Consider the following 12,091-nt stretch of genomic DNA (forward strand, 5'->3'; position numbering starts at 1 on the left):
GGACGGTTTCACCGGGGCTGCATCGAGTCGTAGAGGGCCTGCGCGATGGCCTTGACCTTGTCCTTGCAGCTCTGCGTGTCGTCCGAGGCGGCGTTTGCGTCGTCGATTCCGACCTTGAACGTCGCGTTGCTGTCCAGGACGACCAGGTCGCACATCTTGCCGTTGGGAGCCGGTCCCCACGCCGCGCGCTCGCCGAGATGCGTTGCCGGGTCCAGCACGTAGCCGCCTGATGAGGTGCCGATGTCGAATCCTGTGCGCTGCCGCGCCACGGTGTTCACTTCCACGTCCAGGTGGACCGTCACGGCGTTCGCCGGGTCGGTGAAAGTGCACAGCCAGCCCTTGCTGCCTTGCAGCGGCGTTTCCGAGCTCTTCGGCGACAGGTTCCCGACCCGGGCGGCGACATCGTCGCAGCTGGCCAGCGGCGACGACCCGTACTTGCCGTCACTCGCGTCGTAACTACTGCCGCCGCGGTTGAGCACGGCGAAGACCCCGACGGCGATACCAGCCACTACGACCACGCCGATGGCCACGATCGCGATGATCCAGCCGGTGGTGAGCCTTCGCTTCGGCGGCGGTGGCCCTCCGTAGTACTGCGGGAAGCCCGGGGGAACCGGTGCGTTCACGACTGTGTCTCCCGAGTCACAGGTTGACCGCTTGCGGCCATTGGCCTCCGGGCAGCCGGGGGTCGTTCATCAGCCCCTTGGCGTCGCGGATGCTGGCCAAGGTACCCATCAACCGGGTGGCGATCTCGGCCAACCGGTTGATCCCGTTGGTGACCAGCCCGCCGATCGCACCAGCCAGGTCCTTGGCCGCAAAAGGAATCCCAACGACGGAGGCAGTTTCGAGTGAGGCCGTTACCAGCGCCCCGAGGAAGTCGGCGACGATCTTTACCAGGCCGGTCATGAACTCGACGTTGAGCTTGGCGATGTTCATCAGCCAGCTGCTGATCGCATCGGCCTTCCCGCCTTGCCCGCCGATCGCCTCCACCGCGTCCCGCTGGGTCTTGGCCCGGTTGCGGTATTCGGTGGCGGCCGCGCCCTCCCAGTAGGCCAGGTTGGGGTCGGCAGGAGCTTCCACCGAGCCCACCATGGCGGAGAAGTCCTTCTGCACGTGGTCCTGCCAGTTGAAGCTCTGCACGATCAGCGACACGACCGGCATGTGGTGTTCAACGGCGTACTGCACCAGCTTCACCAGCTTGTCCAGACCGTCACGGACTCTCTTGAGCGCGTCGGAGATCCAGATCAGCGCCGGACCGAGGACGTACTTCCAGTCGTTGACGTGATGAACGGCGGCGTTGAACTTGTCGATGACCTTGTGGATCTCGCCCTCGATGGTGTTAAACATGCCGTCGAGAGGACCCGTGTAGGCCTCGGGGCCCGCTGGTGTGGTCATGGCTACTGTGGTGCCGTTCCGTAGATCTTCTTCAGGTCGATTTCGGTGACTTGCTCGGCCAGTTCGTACATCTGGGCCGTCTTCTGCAGCGCGTCGTCGACCTGGTCGAACTCGAGTACGGCTCCCGTGATCGCCGTTTCCACGTACGAGCGCAGGGATTCGTAGGTGTCGCTCAGCAGCGACGCGTTGAACGCTTCGGTGGCCAAAGTGAGGGGATCGCCGACGAAGAACGCCATCGGGCCCAGTGTCGCGTTCTGCACGACGGGTTTCACCTTGCTCACGGTGTCGGCGAATCCACGCCATTTCGTTCCCTCGACGCGCACCGCCGAGGTGATGACCTTGTAACCGACCATCGTCAGTCCCCCCTAGTCGTCGTACCGGAACTCGAATACGTCCTCGTCGTCGTCCTGCGACGGCGGCCGGGTCGAATGCGGCGCCGTCTCGGCGATGGACGCGGCGAGGCTGGCTGCCGCGAAGAGCTCGAGGACGTCCAGGCGCAGCCGGTCCGAGCCGGCGTTTGCCAGCGCGTTGACCGATCCGCTCAGCCCGGCGGGGCTTCCGCCTCGCAGGTGCAGGACGAAGAACCCTCGCGGGCTCCTGATATCGCTGGGCGGGGGCGTCGTCCGGCTCGCGTCGAGACGATGGATGTGTTCCAGCTGGTCGTCGATGTCGTTCATCCGCGCACGGATCGCCGCGATCCATTCGTCATACGGCAGGGATTCATCGAGGGCGGGCAATTCCGCCGGCCTGTCCGCTGCCGCTGGGTCTCTCGTGTTGGCGAGTTCGACGACCATGGCGCGCTGAATGGCGGTGACGTAGGTCTGGAACAGCACGCCGGCGAGTTGCGGGGCCGGTATCCGGGATACCCAGCTGCGTTGGATGCCGACGTCGGTCACCTTGCGTTGGGCGTCGACCGCGATTCTGATGGTGCCGCTGGCGTCCCGCGCTTCGTACTCGGCGGCGGGCTCGACTCTCTCGCCGCCTGGCTGCAACAGCTCGTTGAGCTGCGCGTCTACCGCGGCAACGCTGGGCATGTCGAGCTCTGCGAGCACGACGTGGTCAAGATTGAACGCCAACGGTCCTCCCCGTGCGGCCATGACTGGCTCTACCGTCGCGACGACCATACAGGTAGGTAGTTTCTTTCGCGCCGATTCACCCGTACGGGGGACTTAGACGACCTTGTCGGCAGTCACATACGCGGATTTCTGACCCAAGAGGACTGGGGCAGAAGAGGGGATCAGGCAATGAGAGTAAGGGGAGAGGCCGGGAAACGTTCGTTGAGGAGTATTTCCACGAGGCCCGGTAGCTCAGCCGGCAGCAGCTTGTCCGCACACTGCGACAGCTCGGCGACTGGCCACCAGCGCCGCTCGATAAGACCGGCGCGCTCGTTAGCGGTGTGCTGGAGGGTGACCTGCGGTGCGGTCCGGTCGGTGCGGGCGAGATAGACGTGGTCGAGGCGATGGTGGTCGCGGCCGCGGTAGGTGAAGCGGCTTTCGCGGGTCCAGAGCTTGCGGCCGATCTCGTCCAGGACGATCCCGGTCTCTTCGGCAATCTCGCGCCGCGCAGTGTCCTCGAGCTTCTCGCCGGGGTCTTGGCCGCCGCCGGGAAGTTCCCACCAGTGGTGGGTGGGGTCGTCGGGGTCGCGGGCGTGGATGAGCAGGACCTCGTCGTCGCGGTTGAGCAGCAGAACGCGGGCGCCGACCCGCAGGGCCGGTTCGCTGGCGACGGTCATCCGGTGGGTCCTCGTGCTCGGCAGCTGGAGTGGCGGCCGGGCAAGAGTACCCAGGTTCAGAAGAGCGTTGCCTCGCGGTCCGCGGCCGGGTCGGACGTTATCGGCGACGAGGTCGCGGTCAGTGCCAGCTCGACGGCGAGTCCCGAATGGTCCGTGAGCGTCGGCTCGCCGCGGCGGGTGTCGTGGACGTACGAGCAGCTGGTCAGGTGCTCGACCAGCGAGGTGGCAGCGTGGGCGTGGTCGTAGCGGTAGCCGAGCTCGGCGCGGCGGGCCCAGCTGTGCTCGACGGCAGTCGGGTGCAGCGTGCGGAAGGCGTCGGCGAGGCCGTGGCGCTGGGTCAGCTCGGTGTAGAAGGCGGTCTCGAACGGCGCGAATTGCCCGGGATGAGGTGGTACGTGTCCGGGTTCGAGGACGTTGAGATCACCCAGAAGAAGGACCGGCGCATCGTCGGCGGCGGCCTCGTACGCCCGGTGGAAGGCGTCGATCCAAGAGCGCTTGCGGGTGGTCTTCACCTCGGTGGCGTCGCGAGAAGGAACGTACGCACCGAGGATGCGCAGCGGCCCGCGCTCGGTGTCCACCACGATGCCGGCCAGCCGAGCTGGCAGGTACGTCATCTCGGCGCCGATGGGGTCCACTGTGGACTTCAGACTAGAGAGCAGCATGACGCCGCGTTCCTTGTCGGGGTGGTCGGGGTAGGTGACCGACCAGCCGGCGTCGGTGAAAGACTCGGCGATGAGGTGGGTGCCGGGGCCGGAGCCGGTTTCGGTGAGCACGAAGACGTCCTCGTCGCGGCGGGCGAGCCAGTCGCGTTGGCGGCGGGCTCGTTCGAGGGCGGGGTTGCCGACGTTGAGGGTGAGGACGGTCAGGGGCATACCGAGGTCTCCGTGCGGGTGCGGTGGATCAGGTCGATGATGGTGCCAGCCGTGGCCTGGGGATCGTCGGCGCAGTCGACTACCTGGACGGGCCAGCCCTGGTCGCGCAGGAACGTCGTGGCCGCCAGGTAGCCGTAGGTCTCCCGGAAGCTGCTCCCTGGTGCCCGTTCGAAGCGGCTGTGCCCGCCGCGCGTACGCAGCCGCTGTTCGATCTCTGCCGGAGCCGAGCTGAGCGTGCACACGAGGTCGGGCCGGTAGACGCCGTGGTTGAGGGCCCAGACGACGTCGAGGGGGATGTCGTCCATCCCCTGCAGGACCAGCGACGAGGCCACGTACCGGTCGCAGAGCACGACCTTGCCCTCGGCCAGGGCCGGGCGGATCTCGGTGGCCAGCTGGTGATGACGGTCGGCCGCGCAGAGACAGGCCAGGGTCATGTCGCGGTAGGTGTCGGTGCCGTGCCGGGCCAGCTCACCCAGGGGAGCGCGGGACGGCTGGATGGTGGCGTGCACGGGGACACCGTCCGTGTCGAGAAGCTCGGCGACCAGCTTGGTGATCGTCGTCTTCCCGACTCCGCCAGGCCCTTCGAAGGTCACCAACGTTCCGGGCAGGCGCGGCGCGGTCACGCGACGTCCAGCGGCAGCAGGCGGTGCCCGTCGGCGACGACGGGGCATTGCTCAGCGTCGACGTCGCCGATGCGCCCGCCACTGGCGACGACGGCGGCCGGGCAGCCCTTACCGCAGGCGGGCTCGATGCTGCAGGACGTGCAGGTCGGGTTCGCGCCGACCTGGAACCGGTCGTGGAAGCGGTAGGCATCAAGGCGGGCGGCGATGTCGCGGTCGGTGAAGATGTTGCCGACGATGAAGTCGGTGTCGGGATGGCGGGAGATCGGCGTGCGGGCGGCGAAGACGAGGTAGGGGCAGACGGTGACCTCGCCCGGGGTGAAAACGTAGATGATTGTCCCGGCTTCGCAGCCGGCCAGCGGTTTGCGGCCGGTGTTGGGGAAGCGGATGTGGGCGATGTCGAGGTCGGGGCCGTCGAACGGCGCGGTCAGCTCGAAGATCTCCTGCATGTGCATGGTGGTCTTGGCCAGTTTCCGCTTCGACTTCACACCGCGGCCCATGCTGCCCAGCGGGTTGAGCAGAACGTAGCGGGCGCCGTTCTCGCGGGCGAACGCGCACAGCTGCACGTATTCGTCGTTGGCGGCCAGAGAGTTCGGGGTGCACAGCAGTCCCTGCAGGAGCCCGGCCGCGGCGAGCTTGCGGACGTTGGCCACCGTCACGTCGAACGAGTCGCGGTCGCCACGGAACAGGCCGTGCGAATCGGCGGCAAACCCGTCGAGGGAGACGTTGACGTGGACTCCGGCCGTGGCGAGTTGCCGGATGAGCGTGTCGTCGAGCTCGGTGGCGTTCGTGCAGATACCGACGTCAATCCCGGCGTTGCGGAAGGCGTGCACGATGCCAAGGAAGTCCGGATGGATGGTCGGTTCCCCGCCGGTCAACGTCACCCGTCGCACTCGGGCGTCGGCCAGGCGGGGGACGACCTTCTTGACGACCTCGGTGAGCGGCATGTCCTTGCCGCGCTTCGTCGCGGAGACGAAGCAGTGCGCGCAACGCAGGTTGCACCGCTCGGTGATCTGCACGAGTGCCTTGCGGTTAGGGGTGTCGACGGTGGTGCGGAAGTAGCAGCTCGATGCCTGCTCGTCGACAGCGATCGGACGGACGGTCATCGTTCGGTCCTCCAAGTCAGGCGAGCTGGTGGCGGTGAACCGAGTAGACCACTCGATGCTCGCTGGAACAATAAATAAGCTGTAAGTGCTCGAAAGAAAATTTCGGAGTATTCTGGCTACTGTTGCTCGAACTAGAACTGGAAATATCCGAGTGGAAACATGTGAGGAGACGCTGGTGACGGACTCGGAAGTCGCCGAGTTGCTCGGCTTTCCGGCGGAGCTGCTCGACACCAGCCTCGACCAGCTGCGGACGCTGGCCGTCGTCCACGCCACCGGCAGCGCACAGCGAGCTGCCCGGATCCTGCAGCGGTCGCAGTCCAGCGTGCAGAAACAGCTCGACACGCTGAACGACGCCGCGCTCCGGCTGATGGGCGAGGCACTCGTCGCGAAGCAGGGCCGCGGGAAGGACTTCCTGTTCACCAGCTCCGGCGACGAGGTCGTCGCGCTGGCTGCGAGCACGCTGCGCGCCTGGGCCGAACGTGTCCACGGTGCCCGCCGGCGGGTCGGGTCCACCATCACGGTGGGCACCACCGAATTCACCGTCGAGTTCCTCGGCGAGGTCTGGCCACAGCTGCGCGACACCTTCGAACGCCGGGGTATTCAGCTCAAGATCGAGCACGTCCGGACCCGCGACCTGCGGGCCAAGCTGGACGCCGAACAGGTCGACCTCGTGTGCGGCTCGTTCGCCGCCGAGCGCGACCGCGGCCCGGACGTGCCGCACGACTTCCTCGAATGGCACCGCGAACGCGTCGCGCTGCTGACCAACCTGAGCGTCCGCGAGCTTCCCGACCGGCCGGTCGCGCGCGACGCGCTGGCCGCGCTGCCGCTGCTCACGCCGACCGCGGGCCTGCTGGCCGACTTTCTCACCCGCTGGTACGGCCCGGAGTACCGCGGCAAGCTCCACGTGGTCGCCGACATCGACGCGCTCAACTACGGCCTCAACCTGCTCAGCAGCAAGCTGATGTTCGGCTGCCTGCTCACCACCGAGCGGGTCGCCGACGCGGCCGTCGAGGGCCGGCTGCCCGGCGCGAACCTCCGCAAGATCGAGCTCGGAACAGGCTACGAACCTGCGCTCGAAATCGTCACCGGGATCTTCGCCCGCGCGGGCGAGCGGCAGCGGTACGCCGCCGACCATCCGCTCAATCTGCTCTGGGACGCCTTCGCGGCCGCAGCACCGGCTGCTCGCGCTGCTCAGCATGAACCCACCGCCACTCGGTAGTCAGCTGCTTTCCGTTGCAGAGCACTGAAAGTCCCCAGGTAGCGATTCACCGTGTCCGAATCGGACAGGTACGTGACCGTGTGCTCGTGCCGCAGGACGACGGCGAAGATCCTGTCCGCCGTCTCGTAGATGACGAAAGGTTCGGTCGTTCCGGTGACGCGCAGGCTGTCCGGGACGAGCTGAGTGCTCATGCGACCCGTCGCCGAGGTGGTGAGGTGCTGCAGCTGTGCGTCCCGGATCTCCGCGGAAAGGAACTCGTGGTCCAGTGCGGCCGCGCCCAACAAGACGGTGTGCCGGTGATGAGGATTCCGGTCGACCTGCCGGACCTGGCGAGTCAGGATCTCCAGGTCGACGTCGTCCGGCTGACTGGTCCGGCCCAGAACCGCGTGCGCGTACTCGGATGTCTGCAGAAAGTCAGGCACGACGCGCGGCGCCCACTCGTAGGTGTGAACTGCGTATCGCAAGTACACGTCTTGGAGACTGGCTTCGCCAGGCGCGAGACTCTCGATATGGCTGGCCCGCTCCGCCTGCCCGTGAAGCCGCATCATCAGCTGGTACTCGGCAGGTGTCACCTGGAGATAACCGAGATACCAGCCGAGCTGTCCGACATCGAGCGGTCGCACCCCCGTTTCCCAGCCCGAGACGGTGGATGGATTGAACCCCAGTTTGACGGCCAGCTGACGGAGGCTGATTCCCCGGTTGTCGCGAAGCTCTCTCAGCCTGCTCCCGATTACGTAGAGGCCAGGGAGGTGGGAAGGTCCGTCGGTCATGCCGGACGCCGTTCTGTGAGGTGGAGGCGCCGCGGAGTCGGTGCGATGCCCGAGTCGGTGTCGGCGGCGTGGGACTGGAGAAGATCGAGCAACTCTTCGACCTTGTCGGCGACTTGGCGCTGTTCATCGGCGGTTGCGGTGCCGTCCCGCAACTGAAGTGCGAGCAGGCCGGTTCGGGTCTGTGTGGCTCGGATCGCGTCGATGAGCTTGGCAGTGTCACGGAACATGGAAACTCCGGTCGAAAGTTGCGGTGTCTCCGAAGTGGACAGTCGGCGCAACCCTGCGAGGACGCGGCAGAGAAGGACGAACTCGGCTTCTTCGGCGTGTCGTAGGTCGACTTCGGAAGGCCATTCTTCTTTTTCGTTTGCTGGCATCGTGGTTCGCCCCAGTGCGGAACCGGGTGGCCGAGTTACGTTTCGGGGTGCACGACTCCGCCACTGGTCGAGTTGGTTAGGCGTGCTCGGTCACGTAGCTGATCGCGAGATCCAGGGCCGAGTCGCGGTTCGTCGGAGGCAAGGGAAGGCTTGCGAGATCGAGACTTTCCGAGACTCGACGTACCCAGCGGTCTGCGAGACGGCGGAACTCACGTTCGTCGTCATCGCGGTTTCCGTCTTCGGCGTGGGCATCGCCCGCCACCGCGGTTCGGAACAGCAGGTTGTAGTTCGAGCTGTGGTGCCGAACCAGGTCTTCAAGGTGCTCGATCTCCGTGTCGCTCGCTTCGTCGCCGCGATACTCAAGTGCGGCCCGGTAGTACGCCAGCGCGTCTGGGACGGCACCGTTCACCAGGATGATGTCAGCGTGCGCCCACGCCTCCAGTTCGTCGCTGATGCCGCGGGTGATGAACCACATCGTGGATGCCCAGGTGTGGTTGTGGAGGATCGGTATGCCCAGCCGCTGGGCCCGCTCCACGAGAGCTGGAATGGTGGCGACCTGATAGCCGCTCTTCCGGAGTTCCAGGGACAGGCGGGAGACGAACGTGCTCTTTCCTGTCAGGTGCGGACCCATGATTCCGATGGCCAACGGCCGCTCGGACGCTGTGGGCATCACTGCGCCCGGCCTTCCGGGTTCCTCAGATCAGGTATTGCTGTGCCGGATACCGGCTTGGTGGTTGTGGTCACGGGGTTCCCTCCTGCATCGTGGCGTCGGAACGATCACCATGGGACCCTGACCAGCTATGATGCGGGAAGGGGGTAAACGCCGAAACTGCGATTTACCCCCTCGGACAAATCCGGAGAACGACGTGACTGACGAACTGAGCGAGACGCGGCCGGCTGCGGACCATCTCGCCGGGGAGATTCGGCGCATCCGTCTGGCTGCGGATCTGAGCCAATCCGAGTTGGCGCGGAGGATTGGCTACACGCGCAACTACGTATCCATGGCCGAGCGGTTGGGACGAAACCTGCCTTCCCGTGAACTTGTAGACGCGCTGGACCGTGGACTGCACACGGCGGGTGACTTACGACGCCTTTGGGAGGCGGCGAAGCAAGAACAGGCGACACTGCGGCGCGAGAACCAGTCGCAGCGTGCGCCTCAGTTGAGAGACGATGTCGTCCGTGCCGGTATCCCGGCGCTGCGGCGAGCGCTGCTGGCGTGCGACGAGCCGGATGACGGCCCGGTTCGGCCATCGCATGTCCTGGAAGCGGCCGTCGCCAACGCGACGGAGCAGCGTGTGCAGGCGCGCTATGCGCAACTGGTCGCCGACTTGCCCGATCTCCTGATGGAACTCGGGCGGGCGCGCCACATGGCGACCGACGAACTGGAACGCGGTAACGCGACGGAATTGCTGATCCTGGCTTACCGCGCAGCTGATGGGGTGGCCTTCAAGTACGGCTACTCCGATCTTTCCGGGCAGATCATCACAGCCATGCGCCTTGCCGCAACGGAGATCGACCGGCCGCTGCTAGACGCCGCCGTCGCATACGTGCGCACTGAGACGTTCTTTGCGGCCAAGGACTTGCCCTCCGCACACCGTTCCTTGATCCGGGCTATCGATGGGATCCCGACCTCCGCGTCCACAAGGGACGCTGCTGTCGCGCGTGGCGCGTTGGCGATGCGGGCTGCGGTGGTCTCCGCGCGTGCAGGTAAGGCCGATGAGGCCGGCGACCACATCGCAGACGCGTATCGAGCCGCCGAGCACACGCCTGAGGGCATCTACCTCGGAACCGCCTTCGGTCCGGCATCGGTCCGAATCCACGAGGTCGCTGTCGCCCAGGAGTTGGGCGACAGCCCGACGGCCGTCCAGCGCGGCACCGGCTGGCACCCGCCGCGTGAACTCCCCGCTGAGCGTCGGTCCCACTTCTACATTGACCTGGCTCCGGCGCAGGTCGAAGTCGGCCGACTTGAAGACGCCTTCGTTTCACTCCAGATGGCCAAACGTGTCGCGCCGCTGCACACGCGGGAACATCCGCGGGTCAAGACGGCGCTCAAGTCTCTGCTTCGCGGTCAGCGAACGGTCAGCGACGAGCTGGCCACCTTCGCAGCCTGGGCCGACGTGAACTGATCAGGTCCTCGCGACCAGTTTGGGCAGTTCGGCCAGCGAGTCGATGACCCAATCGGCGCTCGCCTGGACGGCCGGATCGTCGGCCCACAGGTGTCCCCAGGGGCCGCGGCGGATCAGTGCGGTCCACAGACCCGCCCGGTGACCGGCGATCACGTCGTTGTCGCGGTGATCGCCGACGTAGAGCAGGTCGCTGGCGGCGACATCCGCAAGCTCGACGACGCGCTGGAAGAAGACCGGGTCGGGCTTGGCCACTCCCCATTCCGCGGAGGTCGCGATGGCGTCGACCGGGAGGTCGAGGTCGCGGAGTAGACGTCCGGCCTTCGTCGTCTGGTTGCCGGCAAGGCCGACCCAGAGCCCCTTCTGCCGGAGTTCCGCGAGCGCTGGCCGAACGTCGGGGTACAGGTCGGATTCGCCGATTTGCTCTCCGTTGCCAGTCTCCTCGCGACGTTGCCGCTCGGCGGCGACGTCGAAGTCCGGCTTGAAGTACCGGAACGTCTCGGCGTTGTCCCGCCCGATTGCGGTGACCGCGCCGAGCACGGTCGAGAACGTGTGCCGGCGGACTCCGATCCAGTCGGCCCAAGCGTGCCACTCGCGCGTGTCGTCGAGCACGGTCTCACCGATGTCGAGGACGACTGCCCTCACCGGCATGGCGCTTCCTTCCCGTCGGGGACGTACGGCGCCAGAGTCTTTCATCTCGTCTGCAGCGCGGCGGGACGCCCCTTGACCGTCACCAGCTCTAGCCGACCGAGGTTGGCCAGGTCGGCGAGCGGGTCGCCTGCGGTGACCAGCAGGTCCGCGGAGAGGCCTGGTGCCAGTTGGCCGGTGGTGTCGCCGATACCGAGCGCTTCCGCGCTCGTCGTCGTGGCCATCTCGATGACGTGTTCGCGGTCGAAGCCCAGGTGCTCGTAGAGCTGAAGGGCCCCGGCGTAGTTGTCGAACCCCGAGCTTCCCGCGCCGGCGTCGGTGCCGGGGATCATCCGGATGCCGTGCTCGGTCATCCACTCGAACCGGCTCGCGACCTGGTCAGCGCGGGCTGACCCCAGGCGGTTCATGAAGCCTCGCCAGTCCGAGGGCCAGGCGACGCACGCGAAGATCCCGCGCTCGGCGATCTTCGCGGCGACGTCGTCGCGCAGGTCGTAGCCGCCGCCACCCTCGCGCAGCCAGGTGCAGTGCTCGATGGTGGCGACGCCGGCGTCGGCGGCCGCGGCGATCGCGTCCGTGCCGTGAGCGTGCGCCGCGACGGGCAGCCCGGCCTTCGAGGCTTCGTCGACGATGGCGGCCATCTCGGCGGCGGTGAACTGGCTCTCCCACATCGACGGCGAGTTCGGGGTGATCTGGCCGCCGGACGCCATGACCTTGATGACGTCGGCGCCGAGTTCCGCGTTCTGCCTCACCCGCGCGCGGAGCTCGGCTTCGCCGTCGGCGGCGCCGCCGAGGAACCAGCAGTGCCCGTCGGGGACGGTGATCGGCGGCCCGGAAGCGACGATCCGCGGCCCTCGGGTGTGCTGGTCCCGGAACTGGATGGCGGCGCCGTCGCGGTCGCCGAGATCGCGGACGGTGGTCACGCCGGAGCGCAGAAGCTGGTCCGCGCGTTCGGCCAGCTCCGTGTGGGTCGCCTCGGCGGCTGCTCGCGCCGGGTCGCCGCAGGCGTCGAACACGAGGTGGACGTGGCAGTTGATCAGGCCGGGCAGGATGGTTCCGTCGGGGAAGTGTTGACGTTCGGCGGTGGGCGAGGTCAGTCCTTCTGCGGCCGCGCGCGGCCCGACGGCGAGGATGATGCCGTCCTGGATGAGCACGGCTCCGTCGGCGATCTGGTGGCCCGCTGGGCCGGGAAGGACCTGGTCGGCGGTGATGAGCTGCTGACGCACGAGCGGGGACCT

Annotated in this window: 15 protein-coding genes; 2 read left to right on the forward strand and 13 right to left on the reverse strand. The window is 67.0% G+C overall.

Annotated elements, in window-relative coordinates; translation table 11 throughout:
• Positions 1 to 8: 8 nt before the first annotated feature.
• From QQ657_RS40540 to QQ657_RS40575, 8 genes are all read right to left on the reverse strand, one after another.
• Complete coding sequence (locus QQ657_RS40540) at positions 9 to 623, reverse strand: hypothetical protein (protein WP_284747665.1); 615 nt, start codon at positions 621 to 623, stop codon at positions 9 to 11.
• A gap of 16 nt (positions 624 to 639) precedes the next feature.
• Positions 640 to 1,392, reverse strand: coding sequence for a hypothetical protein (locus tag QQ657_RS40545; RefSeq protein ID WP_284747666.1), 753 nt, complete (start codon positions 1,390 to 1,392; stop codon positions 640 to 642).
• Positions 1,393 to 1,394: 2 nt separating this feature from the next.
• Entirely contained in the window at positions 1,395 to 1,745 is a 351-nt protein-coding gene (locus QQ657_RS40550) for a hypothetical protein (RefSeq protein ID WP_284747667.1), read from the reverse strand.
• 12 nt (positions 1,746 to 1,757) lie between these two features.
• Positions 1,758 to 2,468, reverse strand: coding sequence for a hypothetical protein (locus QQ657_RS40555; RefSeq protein ID WP_284747668.1), 711 nt, complete (start codon positions 2,466 to 2,468; stop codon positions 1,758 to 1,760).
• A gap of 161 nt (positions 2,469 to 2,629) precedes the next feature.
• Positions 2,630 to 3,124 (reverse strand): NUDIX hydrolase, encoded by a 495-nt coding sequence (locus QQ657_RS40560; RefSeq protein WP_284747669.1) that lies wholly within the window; start codon positions 3,122 to 3,124, stop codon positions 2,630 to 2,632.
• A 56-nt stretch (positions 3,125 to 3,180) separates the two neighbouring features.
• Positions 3,181 to 3,996 (reverse strand): endonuclease/exonuclease/phosphatase family protein, encoded by an 816-nt coding sequence (locus QQ657_RS40565; RefSeq protein ID WP_284747670.1) that lies wholly within the window; start codon positions 3,994 to 3,996, stop codon positions 3,181 to 3,183.
• Entirely contained in the window at positions 3,987 to 4,619 is a 633-nt protein-coding gene (gene tmk, locus QQ657_RS40570; protein ID WP_284747671.1) for a dTMP kinase, read from the reverse strand. The genes QQ657_RS40565 and tmk overlap by 10 nt, the downstream gene beginning before the upstream one ends.
• Positions 4,616 to 5,722: a radical SAM protein gene (locus tag QQ657_RS40575; RefSeq protein ID WP_284747672.1), complete on the reverse strand. Its 1,107-nt coding sequence runs from the start codon at positions 5,720 to 5,722 to the stop codon at positions 4,616 to 4,618. Before QQ657_RS40575 ends, tmk begins: the two co-directional genes overlap by 4 nt.
• Positions 5,723 to 5,897: 175 nt before the next feature.
• Here QQ657_RS40575 and QQ657_RS40580 point away from each other — a divergent pair, with 175 nt between their 5' ends.
• Positions 5,898 to 6,941 carry a LysR family transcriptional regulator gene (locus tag QQ657_RS40580; protein WP_284747673.1) on the forward strand — a complete coding sequence of 348 codons (1,044 nt, stop codon included), beginning with the start codon at positions 5,898 to 5,900 and terminating at the stop codon, positions 6,939 to 6,941.
• On the opposite strand, the gene QQ657_RS40585 is transcribed toward QQ657_RS40580, so the two are convergent.
• The 3 genes from QQ657_RS40585 to QQ657_RS40595 form a co-directional block, all read right to left on the reverse strand.
• Positions 6,914 to 7,711: a Scr1 family TA system antitoxin-like transcriptional regulator gene (locus QQ657_RS40585; RefSeq protein WP_284747674.1), complete on the reverse strand. Its 798-nt coding sequence runs from the start codon at positions 7,709 to 7,711 to the stop codon at positions 6,914 to 6,916. The two genes, QQ657_RS40580 and QQ657_RS40585, sit on opposite strands and share 28 nt — an antisense overlap.
• Positions 7,708 to 8,085 (reverse strand): hypothetical protein, encoded by a 378-nt coding sequence (locus tag QQ657_RS40590; protein WP_284747675.1) that lies wholly within the window; start codon positions 8,083 to 8,085, stop codon positions 7,708 to 7,710. The genes QQ657_RS40585 and QQ657_RS40590 overlap by 4 nt, the downstream gene beginning before the upstream one ends.
• 76 nt (positions 8,086 to 8,161) lie before the next feature.
• A complete protein-coding gene (locus QQ657_RS40595) occupies positions 8,162 to 8,716 on the reverse strand; it encodes a DEAD/DEAH box helicase family protein (RefSeq protein WP_284747676.1) in 555 nt (184 codons plus the stop codon).
• Between the two features lie 235 nt (positions 8,717 to 8,951).
• Here QQ657_RS40595 and QQ657_RS40600 point away from each other — a divergent pair, with 235 nt between their 5' ends.
• The gene (locus QQ657_RS40600; RefSeq protein ID WP_284747677.1) at positions 8,952 to 10,211 is read left to right on the forward strand and encodes a helix-turn-helix transcriptional regulator; all 1,260 of its coding nucleotides are present in this window, start codon (positions 8,952 to 8,954) and stop codon (positions 10,209 to 10,211) included.
• On the opposite strand, the gene QQ657_RS40605 is transcribed toward QQ657_RS40600, so the two are convergent.
• The gene (locus QQ657_RS40605) at positions 10,212 to 10,859 is read right to left on the reverse strand and encodes an HAD family hydrolase (RefSeq protein ID WP_284747678.1); all 648 of its coding nucleotides are present in this window, start codon (positions 10,857 to 10,859) and stop codon (positions 10,212 to 10,214) included.
• Between the two features lie 41 nt (positions 10,860 to 10,900).
• A complete protein-coding gene (locus QQ657_RS40610; RefSeq protein ID WP_284747679.1) occupies positions 10,901 to 12,079 on the reverse strand; it encodes an amidohydrolase family protein in 1,179 nt (392 codons plus the stop codon).
• Positions 12,080 to 12,091 lie beyond the last annotated feature (12 nt).

The sequence above is a fragment of the Amycolatopsis ponsaeliensis genome, assembly GCF_030182635.1.
GTDB lineage: Bacteria > Actinomycetota > Actinomycetes > Mycobacteriales > Pseudonocardiaceae > Amycolatopsis > Amycolatopsis ponsaeliensis.

What these genes read in the sequence shown, in the direction of transcription:
- QQ657_RS40550 (WP_284747667.1), bottom strand. Translation starts at nt 1,745, where the DNA reads ATGGTCGGTTACAAGGTCATCACCTCGGCGGTGCGCGTCGAGGGAACG.
- QQ657_RS40545 (WP_284747666.1), bottom strand. Translation starts at nt 1,392, where the DNA reads ATGACCACACCAGCGGGCCCCGAGGCCTACACGGGTCCTCTCGACGGC.
- QQ657_RS40595 (WP_284747676.1), bottom strand. Translation starts at nt 8,716, where the DNA reads ATGGGTCCGCACCTGACAGGAAAGAGCACGTTCGTCTCCCGCCTGTCC.
- QQ657_RS40575 (WP_284747672.1), bottom strand. Translation starts at nt 5,722, where the DNA reads ATGACCGTCCGTCCGATCGCTGTCGACGAGCAGGCATCGAGCTGCTAC.
- QQ657_RS40590 (WP_284747675.1), bottom strand. Translation starts at nt 8,085, where the DNA reads ATGCCAGCAAACGAAAAAGAAGAATGGCCTTCCGAAGTCGACCTACGA.
- QQ657_RS40605 (WP_284747678.1), bottom strand. Translation starts at nt 10,859, where the DNA reads ATGCCGGTGAGGGCAGTCGTCCTCGACATCGGTGAGACCGTGCTCGAC.
- QQ657_RS40565 (WP_284747670.1), bottom strand. Translation starts at nt 3,996, where the DNA reads ATGCCCCTGACCGTCCTCACCCTCAACGTCGGCAACCCCGCCCTCGAA.
- QQ657_RS40585 (WP_284747674.1), bottom strand. Translation starts at nt 7,711, where the DNA reads ATGACCGACGGACCTTCCCACCTCCCTGGCCTCTACGTAATCGGGAGC.
- QQ657_RS40560 (WP_284747669.1), bottom strand. Translation starts at nt 3,124, where the DNA reads ATGACCGTCGCCAGCGAACCGGCCCTGCGGGTCGGCGCCCGCGTTCTG.